Here is a 22,173-nt window from a genome sequence, read left to right as displayed (position 1 = left end):
TTTCCTCGAAGGTCAGGCAGCGATGGTGGCGGAAGGGAAATAGCGCTTGCGTGCCCAGAGGGCTACATACACAAGTGCAACAAGGACGGGTACTTCAATCAAGGGTCCGACGACGCCGGCAAGGGCTTGGCCCGAAGTTACGCCGAAGGTTCCGATCGCTACGGCGATGGCGAGTTCGAAGTTGTTACCGGCGGCCGTGAAGGCGAGGGTGGTGGTTTTGGCGTACCCGAGATTCAGCAGCCGGCCCGTCAGCATCCCTGCGCCGAACACCACCAGGAAGTAGACCAGCAACGGCAATGCGATGCGAAGAACGTCAAACGGCCGGGACATGATGGTGCCGCCCTGGAGCGCGAAGAGCAGTGTGATGGTGAAGAGGAGGCCGTAAAGCGCCCACGGACCAATCCTGGGCACGAGGACTTCCTCGTACCAGCTGCGACCCTTGGCCTTCTCGCCAATGACTCTGGTGAGGAAGCCGGCGAGCAGCGGGATACCAAGGAACATGAGCACTGAAATTGTGATGGCCCAGAACGAGAAGTCGGCAGCCGTGGTGGGAAGCCCAAGAAGGGAGGGCAGCCACTGGAGGTAGAACCAGCCAAGGCCACCGAATGCCACCACTTGGAAGACTGAGTTGATGAAGACGAGAACTGCTGCGGATTCGCGGTCTCCGCATGCGAGGTCGTTCCAGATCATCACCATGGCGATGCAGCGGGCCAAACCGACAATGATCAGCCCCGTCCGGTATTCCGGCAGGTCAGGGATGAACAACCACGCCAGAGCAAACATGAAGGCAGGGGCCAGAACCCAGTTGATGACCAGAGAGGTAACCATCAGCTTGCGGTCGGCCAGCACCCGGTGCGCTTGGTCGTAGCGGACCTTGGCGAGAACCGGGTACATCATCACCAGCAGGCCTACTGCGATAGGCAACGAGACTTCGCCGATCTTCACTCCTTCCAGGGCAGCATCCAGCCCCGGAATGAGACCACCCAGGAGCAGACCCAGCACCATGGCGGCGACGATCCAGAGGGGGAGGAAGCGGTCGACAGCCGAAAGCTTCCCCACGACGGCGGAGCCCGGATCCACCTCATGGGCTGTAGTTTTCGTCGGGGTGCTCACACGGCTCCTGATCTCGATGCCCGCAATCCAACGGACAAACATTGATGAACGTCGATATTGAGTATGTCCGGCTATATCGATGCTTGTCAATGTATGGCACTATGGATGCATGAAGTCCGGGCCTGCTCTTGAGCTGACACCAGTAGAAGCGGAAGCGCGCTGCGAGCCGTCGGGGCCGGCGTCCATTGACGACTACGAGGCACAGCTCCGGGCCTCGGTTTTCAAGGCCCTCGCAGACCCCAACCGCCTGCGGCTCCTGTCCATCGTCAAAGGCTCAGCGGGAGGCGAGGCCTGCGTTTGCGACCTCACCGGACCTTTGAGCCTCGGCCAGCCCACTGTGTCCCACCACCTCAAGATCCTCGTGGATGCTGGCCTCCTCCACCGCGAAAAGCGTGGCACGTGGGCTTACTACTCAATGGTCCCCGGCGCAATGGAACGGACCACCAGCCTCCTGGAGACCCTGTGACCATCCCGGCCGCCACCAGCGCGCATGACCGCAGTGCCGGAGAAGTGGTGATACGGCATATGACGGAACGGGACTGGCCCAGCGTGAGGGAGATTTTCACAGCCGGAATCGAGTCCGGGCACGCCACCTTCGAAGCCAAAGCGCCGGAGTGGGAGCAGTTCAACGCTTCACGCCTGGAGGAACACCGGTTTGTTGCTGAAGTGAACGGTGCAGTGCTGGGCTGGGCCGCGGTTTCGGCGGTGTCGTCCCGGGCCGCATACTCCGGCGTCGTGGAGCACTCAATCTACGTTGCCGGGCAAACCAGGGGCCGGGGTGTTGGGAAGAGCCTCCTCCGGGCCTTGATCGCATCCACGGAGAGCGCCGGCATCTGGACCATCCAGGCCAGCGTGTTCCCCGAAAACGAAGCCAGCCTTCGACTCCACAAGGCCGAGGGTTTTGTGATTGTCGGACGCCGGGAGCGCATCGCGCGCATGCCGGGAGGTCCCCGCGCCGGGCAGTGGAGTGACACGGTCCTGATTGAGCGCCGGTCTTCAGTCGTCTGAAGGCGGCGAAGGGTCCGGGAATGGCGGGGAATGAAGGGGTGATGCAACCCGGCGCCGCCATCCCGGCCAGTGTGTGACCATTGATGGCGGCGCCGGAGTGGTCCACGGCGGTACGCAGCGGGAGTAACTACCTCCCCACCGGCGCTTCTTCCTCTGCGGGGGATCCGGCCGAATCTGCCGAGGATTCGCGGGCCAGCTTGTTCGGCCACCAGATCCTGCCGCCGATGTCGTAAGCGAGCGCAGGGACCAGCAGCGAACGGACCAACACGGTGTCCAGCAGCACGCCAAAAGCCACGATGAATGCCAGCTGCACCAGGAACATGATGGGTATGACGCCCAACGCCGCGAACGTAGCCGCCAGCACCACACCAGCGGAAGTGATGACCCCGCCCGTAACACCCAAGCCACGGAGGATGCCTGGGCGGGTTCCGTGCTTCAACGACTCTTCACGGACCCGGCTCATCAGGAAGATGTTGTAGTCCACGCCCAGGGCGACAAGGAAAACGAAGCCGAACAGCGGCACGGTGGCATCAGCTCCCGAGAATCCGAAGAAGCCGTTGAACACCCACGCCGAGACACCCATCGCGGCACCATAGGACAGCACTACCGACAGCACCAGCAGGACAGGCGCAACCACCGAGCGCAGCAGGAGCATCAGGATGAACAGGATGACCACCAGCACGATCGGAATGATGACAACCAGGTCGCGCTGCGCAGTGGTGTTGGTGTCCAGGGCTGTGGCTGTCACGCCGCCCACCAACGCCTCGGAGTCGACCTCGCGCACTGATGACCGCAGTTCTTTCACCGCATTTTCTGCCTCGATCGAATCTGCGGCAGAGTCCAGGGTGGCGTTGATGAGGACTCGGCCGTCGCGGACTGCAGGCTCGGAAGGAGTTCCCGGCGCTCCGGTAATCGGGACGTTTCCGTCGGCCAAAAGGTAGGCGTCACCCACACCGTTGGCTGCCTTGACCTTGTCCAGGACCTGCTGCGCGGCCCCTTGGGAGGTGACGACGACGGCGGGGCTGCCGCTGCCGGCGTCGAAGTGACGGGCCAGCGCTTCCTGGCCGTCGACGGCGTCGGACTTGGCCAAGATAACGTCCGTTTGCGGAACACCGTTTGCCTTCAACTGCAACACGCCTGTGGCAGCGACCAGGAGCAGCAGCACTGAGGCGACCCAGACGACGCGCGGCCGCTTGGAAACCAGCCGACCGGTGGCGCGCCACAGACCCTTTTGCCCCTCAAGTCCGGTGACAATCTCAGGTTCGCGTTCGTCGTCGGGCAGGAGCTTGGGACGGAAGGGCCAGAAGGCTGCGCGGCCAAGCAACGCCATGAGCGCGGGAAGGAGCGTGAGCGCGGCGAACAGTGAACACAGGATCCCCGCAGCGGCGACGGGACCGAGCGCCTTGTTGGAGTTCAGGTCCGAGAAGAGGAGGCAGAGCAGGGCGATGATTACCGTGGCGCCGGAGGCAAGGATCGGCTCGAAGGACGCCTTCCAGGCGGTCAGGACTGCCTGTGTCCGATTGTTGGTGTGGGTCAGGGCTTCGCGGAAGCGGGCAACGAACAGCAGCGCGTAGTCGGTGGCTGCGCCGATTACCAGGATGGACAGGATGCCCTGGCTTTGGCCGTTGAGCTGGATCCAGCCGGCCTTTGCCATTCCAAACACGAGCAGGATCGCGGCGCACAGGGCGAACACCGAGGTGAAAAGCACCGCCAGCGGAAGCACCACTGACCGGTACACCAGAAGCAGGATCACGAATACAGCGCCCAGAGCGACCAGCAGCAGGATGCCGTCGATCCCGCCGAAGGCGTTAACCAGGTCGGCGGTCAGTCCGGCGGGGCCCGTGACGAACGCCTTCATCCCGTCCGGGGCTCCCGGTTGAACGACGTCGCGCAGTTCCTTCACCACGTCGCGTATCTCATCGGTCGAGGAGATCGGAACGATGTACTGGACGGCTTTGCCGTCTTCTGACGGAATAGGCCCGACGACGGCGCTCCCCAGCTTGAGTGCCTCAATGTCGGCTTTCAGCTTGGCTGCTTCGCCCAGTTGGGCCGGGGTGAACGCGGCACCGTTCTCGAGGATGACCACGGCGGGAATCTCTTCGGAGTCGCGGAACTTGGCCTGCCAATCTCCGGCTTCGGTGGCTTCGGCTCCTGCAGGCAGGAAGGAGGCCTGATCGTTGGATGAGACCTCGTCCAAGCGACCAAAGGTGGGGCCGCCGACACCGGCAATGCCCAGCCAGGTGATGACGAGCACCACTGGCACCAGCCAGCGTAGCCAGAACGGTACTTTCCTGGGGTTCATGAGTCCTTCTTCTGTGGGGATGCTGTGCGGGACTTTATTCGATCATAGATTATCTCTATGATGGAACTAATCCAATACTCTTTCGTCCTGATGCGCTGACGGGACGGCCCTGGGAGTAATATCCGGAGGGCAGCAAAGACGTAAGGAGGGCAGATGTCGGATACGTGGGGAGAGCACCCCGGCAACTCCGCAGCGGAACCGGGCGTCGTACCGGAAGGCACCATGCCGCCGTCGGGCCCCTCCCAAGAGCTGGTGCGCGTCCTCCAGGACTTCACCCTGGAAGCCAACCACTACGTCGACGCAGCCGGCGGGCAGAACGACATGCACCGGACGGACATGAATGCCCTTGCCGTCATCATGCGACACTCCGCGGCAGGGAAAGTGGTCACGCCGGGCGTGCTCCGCGCCGAACTCCGGCTCAGCTCCCCCGCCACCACCGCATTGATCGATCGCCTGCACGCCTCCGGGCACGTGGTGCGTGAGCGCTTGGGAACGGACCGCCGCCAGGTCCAGCTCCACATGACGCCCAAGGCGTACCGCGATGGGAGTGCCATGTTCATGCCGCTGGCCATCCGGATGGGCACCGCGATGGCCGCCTACACCACGGCAGAACTGGAGCTCGTCCAACGCTTCATGACCGACATGGTGGAGGCAACCATCGAAGCCCGCCAGCAGGCCGCGCACACGGAACCGAAGTAGCTGCAGTTCAGGCCGTTCCGCCAAAACCGGCAGTCGTGGTTGTAGCGTTTCCCTATGAACGCGCAGCAGCCTGAAGATGTCTATACCCACGGACACCACGAGTCGGTTGTCCGGGCCCACGCCTCACGGACGGTCGAGAATTCGGCCGCGTTTGTCATCCCGCACCTCACCACCGGAATATCGGTCCTCGACGTCGGTTGCGGACCTGGGAGCATAACGTGCGATTTCGCGGGGATGGTCACGCCCGGACAGGTGATAGGACTGGACCGTTCTGCGGAAATCGTGGCGCAGGCAACCGAACTCGCCACTGAACGCGGCGTGGACAACGTGACCTTCCAGGCCGGCAATATCTACGATCTAGACTTCGAGGACGAATCCTTCGACCTCGTCCACGCCCACCAGGTCCTCCAACACCTCACTGACCCCGTCGCCGCCCTGCGCGAGATGCGCCGGGTAGCCAAGCCCGGCGCCATCGTTGCCGTGCGGGACGCCGATTTCCACGGCATGAGCTGGTACCCCGAGGTTCCTGAGCTGGATGACTGGATGGAGCTGTACCAGAAGATCGCGCGGCGCAACGGGGCAGAACCGGACGCCGGACGCCGCCTGGTTTCCTGGGCCCAGCAAGCCGGATTCACCCAGGTTGCACCCAGCAGCAGCAACTGGCTCTACGCCACAGCACAGCAGCGCGCCTGGCAGTCCCGGGTGTGGAGCGAACGCGTCCTGCACTCCGCCTTTGCCGAACAAGCCCTGGAGTACGGTTTCGCCAACGAGGCCGACCTCGCCCGGATCGCTGCAGGATGGCACCGCTGGGGAGCCACGGATGACGGCTATTTCCTCATTCCCAACGGCGAGGTCATAGCCCGGGCATAAAAAGTTTCCCGAACCATGTAGAAATATCCCCCGCAGTTCCGACCCATGAGTGAAGCACCCAAAAAGGGCGCCACGTCACAAGGAGTTTGAGATGAAATACATGATCATGATGTTCGGGTCGGCCGAGGGCATGATGGAGACTGCCGATCCCGCGTGGATCAAGGAAATGATCGGGTTCATGATCCAGATCGACAAGGACCTCACCGAGTCCGGCGAACTCGTCTTCAACGCAGGGCTGGCAGACGGCAGCACCGCCAAGCTCGTCAAACAAACCCCGGACGGCGTCATCACCACCGACGGCCCTTACGCCGAGTCCAAGGAATCACTGGTGGGCTACTGGGTGGTGGATGTCGCGAGCGAGGAACGCGCGGTGGAGATCTGTTCCAGCATTGTTAAGTACTCGCAGGTGGTGGAACTTCGCGCCATCCCGGACGGACCGCCTGAGGTCTAGCCCTTGACCGAACCTTCCCGCCACATGCACCTTGAGGACCTGCTGCGCAGTCTCGCGCCGCAGGTCCTCGGCGTGCTGGCGCGCAAGCACGGCCAGTTCGATGCTTGCGAGGACGCCGTCCAGGAAGCACTGTTGGAGGCCTCTCTTCAGTGGCCCATGGACATGCCGCGCGATCCGAAAGCATGGCTGCTGGCCGTGGCAAACCGTCGGCTGGTGGACTTTTGGCGAAGTGAAAGCGCCCGGCGTGCACGCGAAGAACGCGTGGCGGTCATGGATTCCGATCACCCCTCAGCCCCAGCATCAGACGACACCCTCACCCTCATGTTCCTTTGTTGCCATCCCGCGTTATCGGCGCCGTCGCAACTGGCCCTCACGCTGCGGGCAGTTGGAGGACTCACGACGGCGGAAATCGCCTCAGCTTTTCTGGTCCCCGAAGCGACCATGGGACAACGCATCAGCAGGGCGAAGCAGGGGATCCAGAAAGCGGGAGCCACGTTCAGCATGCCGCCGCCTTCCGAACGGAAGGCGAGGCTCGGCGTCGTACTTCACGTCCTTTACTTGATCTTCAACGAAGGCTACGCAGCCAGTTCCGGTTCGTCGCTGCAGCGCGAGGACCTCACGGCGGAGGCCATCCGGTTGGCCCGATTGCTGGTGGCCGCTGTGCCGTCAGAGCTCGAGGCGACCGGGCTGCTGGCCTTGATGCTGTTGACCGATTCCCGTCGGGCGGCACGTGCCGAGGCCGATGGAACCCCGGTGCCACTGGCTGAGCAGGACCGGAGTTTATGGAATCGCGGGCAGATCCAGGAAGGCATTGCGTTGTTGTCGTCCGTGCTGGGACGGGGCGCGGCCGGGCCGTACCAACTGCAGGCGGCGATTGCTGCTGTGCACGCCGAAGCTGCCACACACGAGCAGACCGATTGGCCCCAGATTCTTGCCTTGTACACCGTTCTGGATGCCGTGGCTCCCAGTCCAGTGGTGGCGCTGAACCGTGCCGTGGCAGTGGCCATGGTGAAGGGGCCCGACGCTGGTTTGAAGTTGCTTGCGGGCCTGGATGACGCCCTCGGGCGATCACACCGCCTGGACGCCGTCCGTGGGCACTTGCATGAGATGGCCGGGGCATTCCCCGAGGCCCGTGCGGCCTTCCTCGCCGCTGCAAGAAAGACCCGCAGCCTACAGGAGCGCCGGTACCTGTTGGGCAAAGTGGAGGCACTGGACTCAGCCGGGGCCTGACCCCATATAGTCGACACCATGGAACAGCGCATACTTGGCAAGACCGGCCGATCCGTTTCAACCGTCGGGCTGGGAACGTGGCAGCTCGGGGCCGACTGGGGATCCGTTACCGAGAAGGACGCACTTGCCGTTCTGGAAGCCTCGGTTGAGCATGGCGTCACGTTCTTCGACACCGCTGACGTCTACGGCGATGGGCGCAGCGAGCAGTTCATTGGCCGCTTCCTCACCGCCCGCCCGGAGCTGAACGTCACCGTAGCCACCAAAATGGGACGCCGCGTTGATCAGGTCCCCGAAAACTACACCCTGGCAAATTTCCGCGAATGGACCGACCGTTCGCGCCGCAACCTGCAACAGGACACCCTTGACCTGGTCCAACTGCACTGCCCGCCCACGTCCGTTTACAGCAATTCCGCAGTCTACGACGCACTGGACACCTTGGTCAGCGAAGGTGCCATCCTCAACTATGGAGTCAGCGTCGAGCGCACGGACGAGGCCCTTGAAGCCATCAAGCGAGGCAACACTGCCTCCGTGCAGATCATCCTGAACGCCTTCCGCCTCAAGCCGCTGGACGAAGTATTGCCCGCTGCGAAGGAAGCCGGCGTTGGCATCATTGTCCGTGTGCCCCTGGCGTCGGGGCTGCTCTCCGGAAAGTACACGAGTGAAACGGAATTCCCGGCCGACGACCACCGGAACTACAACCGTTCCGGCGCTGCCTTCGATGTCGGCGAGACCTTCTCCGGCGTGGACTTCGCCACTGGCCTTACGGCCGCGCAGGAGTTCAGCGCGCTGGTTCCCGACGGCGTCACCACCCCGCAAGCTGCCCTCGCATGGATCGTCGCCCAGGATGGCGTCACCACGGTGATCCCCGGAGCGCGCTCAGCCCAGCAGGCCGCTGCCAACGCGGAGGCCGGAGACATGAAGGTCGTCGGCGCGGGGCTGTCCGACGGGGTCCGTGACATCTACGACCGGTACTTCCGCGAAGCGATCCACCCGCGCTGGTAAGCGGCAGGCCGGCGTCGTGCTCTAGGACCGAAGGCGTTACCAACCGCTGCGCGTCGGCGTGTGACCCTTCCGGGCTTCCTCCGGCATGGCCATTTCTGCCCGCAGTCCGAGGAGCCGGATGGGGCGGTCGGGCTCGATCTTGGCGGTGAGGTCGAGAGCCTGGGCCAGGACTTGGTCGCGGTCGTAGGTCTCGGGAATTTTCCTGGCGTAGGTCTTGGTGAAGAACGGCTTGTACCTGACCTTCAGGGTCAGACCGATCACGGGGCGACCCTCTGCCGCCACGTCTTCGAGGACCCGGGCGGTCAGCTCTTTGAGGGCTTCACTGATTTGCGCGGCTTCGGTGATGTCCTGCTGGAAGGTGGTCTCGCGGCCGTGGGCCCGGGCAACCCAAGGGGTGTCGTCCACTTCCGCGGCACCCTCGCCACGGCCCAGTTGCGCGTACCAAGGGCCCATTTTTGGTCCGAACTCGGCGACGAGATCCTGGGGGTTAAACGCGGCGAGTTCGTTGACCGTGGTGATCCCGTGGATGGCCAGCCGCTTGGAAATCTTCGGCCCGACGCCCCATAACTCAATGGTGGGCTTGTCCCCCATGACCTCCAGCCAGTTGTCTTTCGTCAGACTGAAGATGCCGGCGGGTTTGCCGAAATCCGTCGCGTTCTTGGCCCGGACCAGGGTGTCGCCGATACCCACGCTGCAATGGAGCCGGGTGTTCTCCAGCACGGCTGCCTGAATCCGCTTCGCGTACGCTACCGGGTCCTCAGTTTCCACCCCGACAAAGGCCTCATCCCAGCCGAGCACTTGGACCGTTGCGCCGGGTTGCTCGCGCAGGGTGGCCATCACGGTCTCGGAGGCCGCCAGATAGGCTTCCTGGTCGACCGGCAGGATGATGGCGTCCGGCACTTTCCGGGCTGCGATCCGCAGCGGCATTCCCGAGCCGACGCCGAACGCCCTGGCTTCGTAGGAGGCCGTGGACACCACAGCCCGTTCCGTGGGGTCGCCGCGGCCGCCAACAATGATCGGCTTACCGGCCAGCTCGGGCCGCCTCAGTACCTCGACCGCCGCTATGAACTGGTCGAGATCAACGTGCAGCACCCAGGGGATTCCGCTCACGGGATCAGTCTGCCTCATTGCCCCGGGCCTTGGCTGTACCTTCACCACCCTCTTTCAACTCACAACAGGGCTGAATCAACCTATTCCGGGTGCGTTCGCCGCATCCCGCCCGCCAAAGCGGGTGGTGAAGGTACGGTCCTCACTACGCTCCTCCCCCGCATAAGCTGACATGGTGCAGTTTTCACTTTGGCTGGCCCTGGTTGGCGCCGGCACCCTGATCAGTTTCACTCCCGGCGCCGGCGCGATCTTCACCATGAGCAATTCGCTCAACTCAGGCTTCCGCCGCTCCATCTGGGGCATCCTCGGTCAACAGGTTGCCTTGGTCATCCACATCCTGATCGTCGCTTTGGGCGTCGGCGTCCTGGTGTCCAACTCCCCGGTCATCTTCAACGTGATCCGCTATGCCGGCGCGGCCTACCTCGTGTACCTCGGCATCCGGCAGTTCCTGCACAAGCCTGACCTGGACAAGGAACAGGTGGATGATAAGAAGAACGAGCCCGCGCTGTCCATGTTCCAGCGCGGGGTTTGGGTCAACCTGCTGAATCCCAAGGCGATCGTCTTCTTCCTGGCGTTCATGCCGCAATTCATCCGCCCGGACCAGCCCTTGGTGCAGCAATATGTGGTGTTGACCGCCACTGTGCTGGCCATCGACATCATGGTCATGTGGTTCTTCTTCGCCTTGGCTGCCCGCTCGTTCCAACGATTCACCCACGACCAGCGCGGCCAGATGATCCTCAACCGCATCTTCGGTTGCCTCTTTGTGCTGGTGGGCATGCTCCTGGCAGTTATTCACTAACGTCTCCCGCACCGCGCGAATGCTACGGTCAGAGGCATGGAATCGGACTGGATCGAGCACCGGCGCGCGGATGACGGCGAACATGTTGGATGGATGAAGCCGGCCGACGACGGTTTCATCGCCATGGACTTGCTGGGCCGTCCGCGCACGGAAATCGTGGACTGGTTGAGCGCGGAGGAAGTTCTCGATGACCTCGGGTTGCGCTACCTGGCGGACCCGCACGAATTGCGGCTCGACGACGGCGGCTGGTTGCGCGTCCGGATAGCCGAGGTAACACCCACCGCAGTTCGGGTGAAGAAAGATGATTGGGGCGACATGACGGCGCCGCAGATCTATTTCACAGTTTCGCTGCCTGTCACAGAGGAACAGCTCCGCCCGTTGAAGCGATAGTTCGCCGGGAGCTACGAAACTGGTCCTACGCCGTAGATCCCCGAACCACCAGCGAACTTTCGAGCGTCACGTGTGGCTCCGCCAACGGCATGCCTTCCATCAGCCCTCGGAGCTGCTCCCCTGCCTTGCGGCCCAGTGGTCTCGCGGGCAGGTGCACGCTGGTGAGGCTGGGGTTGCTGGTGGCCGAATAGGGAAGGTCGTCGAAGCCCGCCACGGCCAGCTCTTCAGGAATCCGGACGCCCTCAACCCGGGCCTCCTGCAGCACGCCATAGGCGTGCGTGTCCGTCCCACAGACGACGGCGGTCACGCCCTCGCGCTGCCACTCCGGCCACGCTTCGGCGAAGGCGGCCGCGGCAGCACCGACGTCGATCGGGGTACTGATCACATGGCCATCAGCGACGGAAAGTCCGCACGCGGCCGCCTCGGCCAAGAAGGCTTCACGCCGCAGCTGGAACGTCGCGGTTCCGGTGATGCCATCCACATAGGCGGCGCGGGTGTGCCCGGAAGACGCAAGATGCCGGGCAAGCTCCCGCGCTCCCTGGGCAACATCAAGGTTCACGGACGGAGCAAAAGCCTCCAACCCGGGAGCGTCCAGCAGCACCAGTGGGCCGGCCGCGGAAAGGTCCTCCAGGAACTCTGCGCTCGGGGCACCCACCAGCAACCCTGCAGGCCGGAGGGCCAGCAACTTCCGCACGTCGGATGCCTGGGGTGACTCGCCGGCGTCGGTCACTGAGAGCAGCAGCTGATATTCGGCGCCCAACGATTCCCGCACCCCGGCGATCACGTTGGCGAAGAAGGGGTTGGACACGTCCGGCGTGACAAGGATGACGATGGAGCTGACTCCGCGGGCCAGTGAGCTGCCGATGCTGTCCACCACGTAGCCCAATTCGGCGATCGCGGAACGGACGCGGGAAATGTTGTCGTCGGATACCCGCCCCTGGGTTTTGCCGTTGGCCACCAGGGAAACTGTGGCCGTTGAGACACCTGCCCGGGCGGCCACCATGGCAGCTGTCACCCGGGGCGTGCGATGTGCCCGGCCGCTGCGCCGTTCCAGGGATTCCATGCATCGATCGTAGCGTTGTTGCACCGTCCTGACCTGCGGCAAGGCATCAAGCGCTTGACGCACTTCACGTTAAGCGTTTGACGCAACGGCCGAAGCAATGCCAAAATCACCCTGAATGCTTATCGCCCTGCCCGGGGTCAGTTCCAGGCAGGCCCCAATGACGTGGAGAGAAACGTGGAATCCAACACACGCAAGAAGATCATTCTTGACTGCGACCCCGGCCATGACGACGCAGTGGCAATGCTGCTGGCGCACGGCAACCCGGACATCGAATTGCTCGCCGTGACCACCGTGGTGGGCAACCAGACGCTGGAGAAAGTCACCCGCAACGCACTCTCGGTAGCCACCATCGCAGGCATCACCGGCGTCCCGTTCGCCGCCGGCTGCGACCGCCCCTTGGTCCGCACCATCGAAACCGCCCCCAGCATCCACGGCGATTCCGGCATGGATGGCCCCGAGCAGCCTGAGTCCGCAATCGAGCTCGACCCGCGTCACGCCGTCGACCTCATCATTGACACCGTCATGGCGCACGAGCCGGGCACGGTCACCTTGGTCCCCACGGCGGGCCTCACCAACATCGCCATGGCCGCCCGCAAAGAACCACGCATCGTGGAGCGAGTGAAGGAAGTTGTCCTCATGGGCGGCGGCTACCACGTGGGCAACTGGAGCGCGGTGGCGGAGTTCAACATCATCATCGACCCGGAAGCCGCGCACATCGTGTTCAACGAAAAGTGGCCCGTGGTCATGGTGGGCCTCGACCTCACACACCAGGCTCTGGCCACGGACGAGGTAGTCGACAACATCGCAGCCATCGGCACCAAGCCGGCCAAGTTCGTCCTGGAACTCATGGAATTCTTCAAGAAGACCTACAAGGACGCCCAGGGCTTCGACTTCCCGCCGGTCCACGACCCCTGCGCCGTCGCCTACGTCATCGACCCCACCGTCATGACCACCCGCAAAGTCCCCGTGGACATCGAACTCCAGGGCAAGCTCACCCTCGGCATGACCGTGGCCGACTTCCGCGCGCCCGCTCCGGAGGACTGCCACACGTCCGTCGCCGTGGACCTGGACCACAAGAAGTTCTGGGATCTGGTCACCGATGCGATCCAACGGATCGGCGAACCAACGCTCGACGGCGGCGCTGACGCCACCGCAGTTGCCGAAACGGTCCTGGCAGGAGAGTCCAACTGATGTCCACGCTCACTGAAACAAAGTCCTCCCGCGGCAACGTCACCGCGCTCATGGTCGCCCTGCTGGCAGCCTGCGTGGCTTTCCAGCTCAACGCCTCCATGCTCAGTCCGGCCCTGGTCACCATGGGCAACGAACTCAACACTGACCAGGCCACCATCGGCCTGTCCCAGACCTGGTTCTTCACAGCCGCCGCCCTGTTCTCGCTCTTCCTGCCGCGTCTCAGCGACATCGTTGGCCGCAAGAAGATCCTGGTGGGCATGATGCTCCTCATGGCCGTCGGATCCGTCATCGCCGCGATGGCACCGGACGTAACGTGGCTCTTCGTGGGCCGCATCATCCAGGGCGTCAGTGGGCCCACGGTCCCGCTGTGCCTGATCATGCTTCGCTCCGCGGTCAGCAACCCGCGCAAGTACGGCACGCTCATGGGCTTGATCACGGCTGTCAACGGCGGCGTGGCCGGCGTCGACTCTTTTGTCGGAGGCTACTTCGCTGAGAACTTCGGCTTCCGCAGCATCTTCTGGCTCATGGTGGCTCTGGCTGTGGTGGCCACGGTCCTCATCGCCGTCCTGGCCGGCGAGAGCAAGCCCGCAGCCGGCACCACCATGGACTGGTTGGGCGTCTTCTTCATTGTGATCGCCGTGGGCGCACTGCTGACGGCACTGAACGAAGGCTCCAAGCTGGCCACGGCCTTCGATTCCGGCACGTTGACCCTGGCCATCAGCCTGACGGTGATTGCCGCCGTCGCGTTCTTTGCATTCTGGACTGTCGAGAAGCGCGCCAAGCAGCCCATGGTGGAAACCGTGCACCTGCGCCAGCGCTCCACGTGGGCACCGCTGCTGACCACCACCCTCACCATGACCGGTATCTTCGCGGTCATCAACGGCATCGTCCCGGCCTACGTCCAAGCTGCTGATCCGGGCTTCGGTGTCGGACCCACGGAGATGTCGCTCATGATCCTGACGCCGTATGCGCTGCTGGGTTGGATTTTCGGCCCGATCAGTGGCCGCCTCGCGCCGATCCTGGGCTACACGAAGGTCCTGCGCATCGGCCTGGTCGGCAGCCTCGTGGCACTGGCCATCATCGCGTTCTTCGGCCTCAACAACCTGCCCATGATGATCCTGGGCACGGCCCTGCTGGGCATCATGTACGCCGGTACCGTCAACATCATGCTGAACGGACTGGGCGTGGTCCTTTCGCCGCAAGGCAACCCCGGCTTCCTCCCGGGCATGAACGCCGGAGCGTTCAACCTTGGCGCCGGGCTCAGCTTCCTGGTCCTGCCGGCCGTGCTCGTGGCCACAGCCTCGCTCAACGACACCAAGGCTTCCTACCTGACGGTTGTCGTGGTGGGCCTCGCCATCACGCTCGCTGCCTTCGCCGCCTCGCTCCTGATTCCCAAGCCGGTGGACGCAGAAGTGGCCGACGAAGCTGCGGTGACCGCATGAGCAACGGCAGCAACGCGCCCAAGGCGGGGATCGTCGTCGTCGGCTCCCTGAACGCCGACCTCACCATCTACACCGACCGCCTCCCCAACCCCGGCGAGACGGTGCATGGCAACGGCTTCGCGGTGAACCCAGGTGGCAAGAGCGCCAACCAGGCGGTGGCCGCAAGCAAGCTCGGCGGCCAGGTCAGCCTGATCGGCGCTGTGGGCGACGACTCCAACGGCACCATGCTTTTGGACTCCACGGCCAATGCGGGCGTGGATGTTTCCCGCGTCCGACGCTCCGACGCAGTTACCGGCGTCGCCGTCATTTCCGTGGACGCGGGCGGCGAGAACAGCATCATCATCTCGGCCGGAGCCAACGGCACCCTGAAGCCATCGGACGTGGAGGCTGACGCCTTCCGCAACGCCGCCGTGGTCTGCCTGTGCCTGGAGGTGGGGATCGATACCGTCGTGGCCGCCGCCCAAGCAGGGCACGACGCCGCGGCAACAGTTCTGTTGAACCTCTCGCCGTACGCTGAGGTGCCCGAGGTTTTGGCCAGTTTGAGTGACGTTCTGCTGGTGAATGCGCACGAAGCCGCACTGTTCCTGGGCTCCGAGGCTGATATTCCCGATGCCGCCGCCGAAGCTGAGGCGTGGGAGCCGGTCCGGGACCAGTTCGCGGACCGGGGTTTGCAGCGGGTGCTGGTGACTCTCGGCGCCCAAGGTTCCGTGGTTCTGGACTCGCTCGCCCGTGGAACGGAGGAGCAGATCACGCGCATCTCCCCCACCCGGGTGGACGCCGTGGACACCACGGGTGCAGGAGATGCGTTCACGGGTGCTGTCGCTGCACGTTTGGCGGCCGGAGAATCCCTGGCCGATGCCGCATCCTTTGCCTCGGTGGCTGCTGCTTTGGCCGCAACGAAGAAGGGCACGCAGGCCGCGTATGCGAGCCGCGAAGAAGTCGAGGCTGCGCGCACGTCCTAACCCAGCCTCCCCACCCAAGCAGATCGCAGATCAGGTCGTTCCCAGCGCTGGGAACGACCTGATCTGCGACCTGGTTGGGTTAAGCGGACTTGCGGGCTGAGCGCCGGGCGGAGCGCTCCACAGCCTTGCGGGACAGGGCTCCATGGCCGGCCATGAGGCGCGGCACCACCAGGTAGACAGCCGTGGGGACAACGAATGCGGTCAGCAGGAGTGCGCGCAGAACCGGATGCCAGGGCTCCATGATCGGGCCGAGCAGCAGCATCCCGACAGAAACAAGCGGGAATATGGCGATCCAGGTAATGAGCGCCCGCATGTGAACGGAGGGTCCCTGCGGGCGGGCTGCTGCCGGGACCGGGACGGTGGGGGCAGTTGATTCAGCGGCGATGTCGGTCGTCATCAGATTCTCCAACCAGATAGTTGTAATTGACTTGAGATCACCATAGCCGGACCTCCCCACAATTACAACTACTTAGTTGGAAACTGCTAATATGACCCCATGGCATGGGACACAGAACGAACCAAGGCGCTGCTGTTGGAAGCGGCAACGTCCGAGTTCTGCACGCGCGGGCTGGCCGGTGCCCGCATCGACAGGATCGCATCCGAGGCCGGGGTCAACAAAGAGCGGATCTACCAGTACTTCGGCAACAAAAACGGACTGTTCGACGCCGTGATTGTGGCGGCCCTGAGCTCCCTCATGGATGAAGTACCCATCGAGGGCAACGGGCCGGAAGCCATGGCGGACTACGCCGGGCGGCTCTTTGACCACCACCAGGAAGACGCCACGGCGCCACGACTGCTGTTCTGGGAAGGCCTCGAGCGGGGATCCGATGTAGTCGGCCTGCCAAAACGCATGGCCAACTGCGCGTCGAAGGTCAACAGCACCATCGCGGCCCTGCCCGGAATCTCCCGGGAAGACGCCGGAGACCTCCTCATCACCATTGTCAGCCTCTGCGATTCCGCCCCCGTGTTGCCGGCCTTGGACGGACTCATGGCCGGCAACGACCCCGGCCGCATCCAAAGGCGACGCGCCGCCGTCGTCCGCACCGTTTTTCTCGCCGCAGCAGCACTTGCGGCCGAAGCCCCAACAGCCGCCACCGCCTGATGGAAGGGGCGCAGCACCTACCGCTGTGACAGCTTTGACAGCAAAAGTGACTCCCTTGTGAAGTTGCCCCTAGCCAAGAGGGGGTGCCATCAACCATGCTTGCTGCATGTACTCAACGACGAGCCCATACCGCATCATTACGGTCTGCACCGGTAACATCTGCCGCTCGCCCATGGCAGCGCTCATGCTGGCCGAAGCCTTCACCGCGGAAGGGCTCGGCAAGCTTGTAGTGGTCGACTCAGCGGGCACTACGGGCTACGAGGTCGGCCACCCCATCGACCCACGCGCCGCCCGCGTCCTGACAGCCCAGCACATCGCCTCCGAGGACCACGTGGCCCGGGAATGGCAGCACGAATGGTTCGCCGGGCGGGACCTGATCCTGGCCCTGGACGTCGACCACTTCGGCTGGCTCCAGGAAGGCGCCCCAGACCGCGCCGCACTGGAAAAGGTCCGTATGCTGCGAAGCTTCGACCCCCGGATGGCGGGACGCAGCTCCCTGGATCTCGGCATCGAAGACCCGTGGTACGGCGGGCACACGGACTTCGACAACACCTGGACGCTCATCAAATCGGCCATCCCGGGAATCGTGGAACACGTCAAAGCAGCCATCGCCTCCGCAGACACCGAAGCAGGCCAGGAGCACCAGCAGGTAACCTCTATGACATGACCCCTGCACCCGTGATCATCGCTGTTGACGGCAGGTCCGGCGCAGGCAAAACCACACTGGCCGTCGAGCTCGCGGCTCGGCTCCGGCAACACCACAAAGTTTCGCTCTTCCACCTCGAGGACATCTATCCGGGATGGAACGGCCTGCGTACCGGCATCGAGCGCTACGTGGCCACCGTCCTCACCCCGCTCAGCCAGGGATCGGCCGCCGAATGGGTCAGCTGGGACTGGGAACGGCATTACGACGGCGGGTTGAACGTCACGCTGCCGGCTGAAATAGTCATCGTGGAGGGCGTGGGATCCGCCGCAGACGCCGCCCGTCCCCTGCTGGACGCGGTGGTGTGGGTGGAAGCGGACGGCGACGATCGCCGTCGTCGGGCCCTGACACGCGACGGAAGCACCTACGAACCGTACTGGGACACCTGGGCTGCCCAGGAAGAAGAGTGGTTGTCGGACGACTCCGTGATCGCCGACGCCGACATCCACGTTCAAAATTCCGCCAACGGCAGCGCGCCCGACCACGTCCTGCAGGCACTCATGTACCTGCCGGCGCTTGCAGCCATCCTCTCCCCGGAACTGAGCGCACGACGCGGGCTGCAACTGCGGTCCGAACGCCTGGAGGGGGCCCCGGACGCCGCGCACCTCTTTGAAACCCTCTACGGGCACTCAAAGAACGCCGTGTGGCTTGACTCCTCCAACGCAGCCGCCGTGGCCGGCCGCTCCCAAGCCGCGGCCCGCAGCCGCTTCAGCATCCTGGCCGACGACGGCGGTACGTTCGGCCAGGCGGTATCGCACCGTTCCGGAGTCACCACCGTTACGGCAGGGTCAGCCTCAGTAACCACCCCAGGCCCCTTCTTCCGGTGGCTGGACTCCGTCTGGGGCAGGCGTGCCGTCCGCGCGCCCCGTGGATACGACGGCCAATTCACCCTTGGCTGGCTTGGATACCTCGGGTACGAACTCAAACGCGAAACCGGCGGCAACGATGTCCGGTCGGCAACCCCGGACGCCGCACTCCTCTTCGCAGGGCGGGCCGTGGTGCTGGACCACCGCGAGCAAACAGTCTGGCTGCTTGCCTTGGACGCCCCCGACGCGGACGAGTGGCTGCGCGAGGCGCGTTCCGCCGTCGTCGGGGCCACCACTGGCGTTAACGCTGCCGTAGCGGCACCTTCGGGAACTGTTCCCGAATTCACCAGCCGTGATTCCGCCACCGACTACAAACGCAAAATCGCCGACTCCCAGCACCAAATCAGCGAGGGCAACTCCTACGAAATCTGCCTCACCACCACCCTGGAAGCGGACGCGGGGAACTTCGACGCGTGGAGCAGCTACCTTGCGCTGCGCCGCAGGAACCCGGCCCCGTTCGCCAGTTACCTGCGGTTCGGGGACCTGGAGACAGCGAGCACCTCACCTGAACGGTTCCTGCGGATCCTGTCCGACGGCGGCATGCGCGCCGAGCCGATCAAGGGCACCCGGGGCCGGTCTGCCGACCATGACGCGGACGCAGCCCTGCGGCAGGACCTTGAGACATCACTGAAGGACCGCGCCGAAAACATCATGATCGTGGACCTGCTCCGCAACGATCTCAGCCACTTCGCGATCCCCGGTTCGGTGACAGTGAGCAGGCTGTGCGCCATCGAAAGCTACGCCACCGTCCACCAGATGGTCAGCACCATTGACGCGCATCTGAAACCCGGTGCTCCCCGGGCAGAAGCTGTAGCGGCCGCCTTCCCGGCAGGGTCCATGACCGGGGCACCCAAGATCAGCACCATGGACATCCTGGACCAGCTCGAATCAGGGCCGCGCGGCATTTACTCCGGCGCGATCGGCTACTTCTCCCTGAACGCCGCCACCGACCTCGCGGTGGTCATCCGCACCCTGGTGGTCAATCCCGACGGCGACAACGGGCGCACCCTGTCGCTGGGCGTAGGAGGGGCCATTACTGCCGACTCCGTGGCCGACGACGAATACGAGGAAATACGGACCAAGGCCTTCGGTGTGCTCTCCACCCTTGGCACCGGGTTCCCCGACTGAATCCCTGTTGAGGATTACTGGAGCGTTGCCGTCAATCTGGCCACGTTATCCACATACTTGGCCAGCGGGGGCCGGTCCATCCAGTCGTCCAGCATAAGCTCACGGGATACCTCGCGGTACGTGGACTCCACGGCCCGCATAAGGTTCACGGTCTCGGAGCCCAGGAGCATCACCGAGACCTCCATGTTGAGGGAGAAGGAGCGCATGTCCATGTTGCTGGAACCGAGAACCGCCACCTCGTCATCAATGGTGAAGTGCTTGGCGTGGAGTACGTATGGCGCGCGGTAGAGATAGATGCGCACCCCTGCATGCAGCAATGCTTCGTAGTAGGAGCGCTGCGCGTGGTGCACCAGGAACTGGTCGCCCTTCTCCGAGACGAACAACTCCACGTCCACCCCCCGCTGGGCTGCAGTGGTGATGGCGTACAGCAGCGAGTCATCAGGAACGAAGTACGGGCTGCAGATCGAAATCCGGTGCTGCGCCGAGTAGATCAGTGTGTTGAAGAGCCTCAGGTTGTTCTCCGTAGCGAACCCGGGGCCACTGGGCACAACCTGTGCGGTGACCTTCCCCGGGGACGGCAAGGCCGGGAGGCGCAGCTGGTCCTCCAAGGACTCGTCCGTTTCGCTGAGCCAATCTGTTGCGAACACCACATTGAGGGTGGGCACGATCGGACCCTCAAGCCTGGACATGAGCTCAACCCACTTGCGGCCCACCTTGTGGTGCTTGGGGTTGTTGTAGGACGGCTCAATCAGGTTCTGCGAACCGGTGAATGCGACCTGTCCGTCGATCACCATGATCTTCCGGTGGTTCCTCAGGTCCGGGCGCCTCCATTGACCGTGGATGGGCAGCAGCGGCAGCATTCGCTTCCACTGGATCTTGCCCGCCTTGAGCCTGCGGATGAGGCGACGGTAGCCCTTGACCCGCAATGTTCCGATGTGGTCGAAGAGGAGCCTTACGGTAACGCCACGCTCAGCCGCTTTTTCCATCTCAGTGAGCAGCTCATCTGTCACGGAGTCACTGCTCATGATGTAGAACTCGGCGTTGATGTAGTTCTTGGCATCCCTGACGGCTTCGGCCATGGCTTTGATGGATTCCTGGTAACCGGGGATCAGTTCCACCTTGTTGCCATCCACCATGGGCAGTGAACCCAGCCGGTGGTTGAGTTCCCCGGCCGATTTCACCCACTCAGGTCCGGAGTAGACGCTCACGGGATCCGACAGATCGGAGGTCACTGCGCGGACGCGGCGGTTGACTTCTTCCTGCTGTTCACGCCTGCGCCGGGAAAGTTTGAAATTGCCAAAGAGGAGGAAGAGCACAAACCCCACTGATGGGATGAGGAAGACCGCCAAAAGCCAGGCCATGGCGGTTGTGGGGCGCCGGTTGCCGGGGATGATCCCCAGCAGGACGATGCGCATGACGACTTCCACGATGGCCCACGCACCCAGCAACCAGGTCCACTCCTGGCCAAACGGAAAAGGAAAGAGCACGTGAAAAACCCCCACGGTTCATGGACAACAGTGACCACAGCCTATCCGGCAAAGTCATCAGCAGTGGCCCCGCACTAAGCTTGGACCATGACTTCAGCAGCCCCCACGGTCCTCGTTTTCCTGGACCCCGCTTTCGAAAACGGCCGAATTGCCGATTCCAGCCAACCGCAGCTTATGGCCACGGACCTGGGAGCTACACGCGGAGATGGTGTGTTCGAATCACTCCTGGCGGTCCAGGGGCGCCCCCGGAAAGTCCAGGCACACCTCAACAGGCTGGCCAGTTCCGCAGCCGCGTTGGACCTGACCCCGCCCGATCAGGATGCCTGGCGGCGGGCCATCGACACGGCCATCACGGAATTCCGCACTGTCCACCCGGCGCCCACGCCCGAGGAGGACGAGGTTGTGGTCAAACTCATCGTCACCCGCGGGGTTGAAGGTGCGGCGAGCCCCACTTGCTGGGTACAGGCTTCGCCCTCACCCGCGGGCAGCCGCCGGCAGCGGGAGACGGGCATCGACGTCGTACTTCTGGACCGTGGCTTCGATACCGAAGCGGGCGAGCGCGCGCCATGGCTTTTGCTCGGCGCCAAAACCCTTTCCTATGCCGTCAACATGGCTGCCCTGCGCTACGCGCACAAGCAAGGCGCCGACGACGCGATCTTCACCTCGACAGATGGCCGCGTCCTTGAAGGGCCGACGTCCACGGTGCTGCTGGCGCACCTTGAAGAAGTAGACGACGGCGATGGTTCCGTCAGGACTGTTCGCCGCCTCATCACACCGCAACTGGACAGCGGCATCCTCCCGGGAACCTCGCAGGGTGCGCTGTTCGCGGCAGCCAAGGCGGCCGGCTGGGAACTGGGCTACGGCCCGCTGGAGCCGCAAGACTTGTTCGATGCTGACGCCGTGTGGCTCATCTCCAGTATTCGCTTGATCGCCCCGGTGAATCACATCAACGGCAAGGAGGTCGGTACACCGGCCATCCGAAAGCAGCTCACAGCTGAGCTGAACGAGTTGTTCGCAGGCATCGAATAGAGGTCCGCCCCGGGGCATCCGCCAAGGATGCTCCGCTTGGAACCTAGCAGGTCGCAAGTAGAGTAATTGCTCGCATGACTCAATGATTAGGAACTCTTGGCCTCAGCCGTGGGCAATTTGTGCGTTCAATCGCATTTCTCTTATCCTCCTTGAAATGGTCATTCGTCATGTGATGAATCTTGTTCTCGTGTTAGTTGGATCACGTCCAACCGGCACTACTTCAGACTTT

The 22,173-nt window shown here is 63.7% G+C and carries 22 protein-coding genes; 16 read left to right on the top strand and 6 right to left on the bottom strand.

All coding sequences use genetic code 11. The features are described from left to right. Positions 1 to 12: 12 nt before the first annotated feature. Complete coding sequence (gene arsB, locus IEY62_RS17495; RefSeq protein ID WP_189020201.1) at positions 13 to 1,113, bottom strand: ACR3 family arsenite efflux transporter; 1,101 nt, start codon at positions 1,111 to 1,113, stop codon at positions 13 to 15. Between the two features lie 109 nt (positions 1,114 to 1,222). On the opposite strand from arsB, the gene IEY62_RS17490 reads away from it, so the two are divergent. Together IEY62_RS17490 and IEY62_RS17485 are read left to right on the top strand one after the other, a co-directional pair. Continuing rightward, positions 1,223 to 1,579, top strand: a complete 357-nt coding sequence (locus IEY62_RS17490) for an ArsR/SmtB family transcription factor (protein WP_189020199.1) — start codon at positions 1,223 to 1,225, stop codon at positions 1,577 to 1,579. 59 nt (positions 1,580 to 1,638) lie between these two features. Beyond that, positions 1,639 to 2,121 carry a GNAT family N-acetyltransferase gene (locus IEY62_RS17485; RefSeq protein ID WP_189020343.1) on the top strand — a complete coding sequence of 161 codons (483 nt, stop codon included), beginning with the start codon at positions 1,639 to 1,641 and terminating at the stop codon, positions 2,119 to 2,121. A 127-nt stretch (positions 2,122 to 2,248) separates the two neighbouring features. Here the strand turns inward: IEY62_RS17485 and IEY62_RS17480 are convergent, their stop codons facing one another. Further along, positions 2,249 to 4,423 (bottom strand): MMPL family transporter, encoded by a 2,175-nt coding sequence (locus tag IEY62_RS17480; protein WP_189020197.1) that lies wholly within the window; start codon positions 4,421 to 4,423, stop codon positions 2,249 to 2,251. A 153-nt stretch (positions 4,424 to 4,576) separates the two neighbouring features. On the opposite strand from IEY62_RS17480, the gene IEY62_RS17475 reads away from it, so the two are divergent. The 5 genes from IEY62_RS17475 to IEY62_RS17455 all read left to right on the top strand — a co-directional run bounded on the left by IEY62_RS17475 (position 4,577) and on the right by IEY62_RS17455 (position 8,675). Continuing rightward, positions 4,577 to 5,122: a MarR family winged helix-turn-helix transcriptional regulator gene (locus IEY62_RS17475; protein ID WP_189020195.1), complete on the top strand. Its 546-nt coding sequence runs from the start codon at positions 4,577 to 4,579 to the stop codon at positions 5,120 to 5,122. A 54-nt stretch (positions 5,123 to 5,176) separates the two neighbouring features. Next, on the top strand, positions 5,177 to 5,992 hold the full coding sequence (locus IEY62_RS17470; RefSeq protein ID WP_189020193.1) for a methyltransferase domain-containing protein: 816 nt from the start codon (positions 5,177 to 5,179) through the stop codon (positions 5,990 to 5,992). Positions 5,993 to 6,083: 91 nt separating this feature from the next. After that, entirely contained in the window at positions 6,084 to 6,443 is a 360-nt protein-coding gene (locus tag IEY62_RS17465) for a YciI family protein (protein ID WP_189020190.1), read from the top strand. Positions 6,444 to 6,446: 3 nt separating this feature from the next. Beyond that, positions 6,447 to 7,673: an RNA polymerase sigma factor gene (locus IEY62_RS17460; RefSeq protein ID WP_456152523.1), complete on the top strand. Its 1,227-nt coding sequence runs from the start codon at positions 6,447 to 6,449 to the stop codon at positions 7,671 to 7,673. A gap of 18 nt (positions 7,674 to 7,691) precedes the next feature. Then, positions 7,692 to 8,675: an aldo/keto reductase gene (locus IEY62_RS17455; RefSeq protein WP_189020188.1), complete on the top strand. Its 984-nt coding sequence runs from the start codon at positions 7,692 to 7,694 to the stop codon at positions 8,673 to 8,675. A 36-nt stretch (positions 8,676 to 8,711) separates the two neighbouring features. Here IEY62_RS17455 and IEY62_RS17450 read toward each other — a convergent pair whose 3' ends face one another. Continuing rightward, on the bottom strand, positions 8,712 to 9,803 hold the full coding sequence (locus tag IEY62_RS17450; RefSeq protein ID WP_189020186.1) for a DNA polymerase IV: 1,092 nt from the start codon (positions 9,801 to 9,803) through the stop codon (positions 8,712 to 8,714). A gap of 151 nt (positions 9,804 to 9,954) precedes the next feature. Between IEY62_RS17450 and IEY62_RS17445 the strand changes: the two genes are divergently transcribed. Together IEY62_RS17445 and IEY62_RS17440 are read left to right on the top strand one after the other, a co-directional pair. Next, positions 9,955 to 10,581 (top strand): LysE family transporter, encoded by a 627-nt coding sequence (locus tag IEY62_RS17445; RefSeq protein WP_189020184.1) that lies wholly within the window; start codon positions 9,955 to 9,957, stop codon positions 10,579 to 10,581. A 36-nt stretch (positions 10,582 to 10,617) separates the two neighbouring features. Continuing rightward, positions 10,618 to 10,971: a hypothetical protein gene (locus IEY62_RS17440; RefSeq protein WP_189020182.1), complete on the top strand. Its 354-nt coding sequence runs from the start codon at positions 10,618 to 10,620 to the stop codon at positions 10,969 to 10,971. A gap of 25 nt (positions 10,972 to 10,996) precedes the next feature. On the opposite strand, the gene IEY62_RS17435 is transcribed toward IEY62_RS17440, so the two are convergent. Further along, a complete protein-coding gene (locus IEY62_RS17435; RefSeq protein WP_189020180.1) occupies positions 10,997 to 12,034 on the bottom strand; it encodes a LacI family DNA-binding transcriptional regulator in 1,038 nt (345 codons plus the stop codon). 174 nt (positions 12,035 to 12,208) lie between these two features. On the opposite strand from IEY62_RS17435, the gene uriH reads away from it, so the two are divergent. Genes uriH through IEY62_RS17420 form a run of 3 tightly spaced genes read left to right on the top strand, consistent with a single transcriptional unit; the run spans position 12,209 to position 15,629 of the window. Then, a complete protein-coding gene (uriH, locus tag IEY62_RS17430) occupies positions 12,209 to 13,225 on the top strand; it encodes a uridine-preferring nucleoside hydrolase UriH (protein WP_229785416.1) in 1,017 nt (338 codons plus the stop codon). Beyond that, positions 13,225 to 14,667 carry a uridine transporter UriT gene (uriT, locus tag IEY62_RS17425; RefSeq protein ID WP_189020176.1) on the top strand — a complete coding sequence of 481 codons (1,443 nt, stop codon included), beginning with the start codon at positions 13,225 to 13,227 and terminating at the stop codon, positions 14,665 to 14,667. The genes uriH and uriT overlap by 1 nt, the downstream gene beginning before the upstream one ends. Further along, complete coding sequence (locus IEY62_RS17420; RefSeq protein WP_189020174.1) at positions 14,664 to 15,629, top strand: ribokinase; 966 nt, start codon at positions 14,664 to 14,666, stop codon at positions 15,627 to 15,629. The genes uriT and IEY62_RS17420 overlap by 4 nt, the downstream gene beginning before the upstream one ends. A gap of 79 nt (positions 15,630 to 15,708) precedes the next feature. Here IEY62_RS17420 and IEY62_RS17415 read toward each other — a convergent pair whose 3' ends face one another. Further along, positions 15,709 to 16,026 carry a hypothetical protein gene (locus tag IEY62_RS17415; protein ID WP_189020172.1) on the bottom strand — a complete coding sequence of 106 codons (318 nt, stop codon included), beginning with the start codon at positions 16,024 to 16,026 and terminating at the stop codon, positions 15,709 to 15,711. 99 nt (positions 16,027 to 16,125) lie between these two features. Here IEY62_RS17415 and IEY62_RS17410 point away from each other — a divergent pair, with 99 nt between their 5' ends. The 3 genes from IEY62_RS17410 to pabB all read left to right on the top strand — a co-directional run bounded on the left by IEY62_RS17410 (position 16,126) and on the right by pabB (position 19,428). Next, positions 16,126 to 16,731 (top strand): TetR/AcrR family transcriptional regulator, encoded by a 606-nt coding sequence (locus tag IEY62_RS17410; protein WP_189020170.1) that lies wholly within the window; start codon positions 16,126 to 16,128, stop codon positions 16,729 to 16,731. Positions 16,732 to 16,837: 106 nt separating this feature from the next. Then, positions 16,838 to 17,398 carry a low molecular weight protein-tyrosine-phosphatase gene (locus tag IEY62_RS17405; RefSeq protein WP_189020168.1) on the top strand — a complete coding sequence of 187 codons (561 nt, stop codon included), beginning with the start codon at positions 16,838 to 16,840 and terminating at the stop codon, positions 17,396 to 17,398. After that, positions 17,395 to 19,428 carry an aminodeoxychorismate synthase component I gene (gene pabB, locus IEY62_RS17400; RefSeq protein ID WP_189020166.1) on the top strand — a complete coding sequence of 678 codons (2,034 nt, stop codon included), beginning with the start codon at positions 17,395 to 17,397 and terminating at the stop codon, positions 19,426 to 19,428. The genes IEY62_RS17405 and pabB overlap by 4 nt, the downstream gene beginning before the upstream one ends. Positions 19,429 to 19,442: 14 nt before the next feature. Here pabB and cls read toward each other — a convergent pair whose 3' ends face one another. Next, positions 19,443 to 20,915, bottom strand: coding sequence for a cardiolipin synthase (gene cls, locus IEY62_RS17395; RefSeq protein ID WP_189020163.1), 1,473 nt, complete (start codon positions 20,913 to 20,915; stop codon positions 19,443 to 19,445). An 87-nt stretch (positions 20,916 to 21,002) separates the two neighbouring features. Here cls and IEY62_RS17390 point away from each other — a divergent pair, with 87 nt between their 5' ends. Next, positions 21,003 to 21,944, top strand: a complete 942-nt coding sequence (locus tag IEY62_RS17390) for an aminodeoxychorismate lyase (RefSeq protein ID WP_189020161.1) — start codon at positions 21,003 to 21,005, stop codon at positions 21,942 to 21,944. The last annotated feature ends 229 nt before the right edge of the window (positions 21,945 to 22,173 follow it).

This window comes from Paenarthrobacter histidinolovorans, from assembly GCF_014647595.1.
Taxonomy (GTDB): domain Bacteria; phylum Actinomycetota; class Actinomycetes; order Actinomycetales; family Micrococcaceae; genus Arthrobacter; species Arthrobacter histidinolovorans.
The sequence above is the reverse complement of the archived record's forward strand: the minus strand, read 5'-3'. Positions and strand labels throughout refer to the sequence as shown.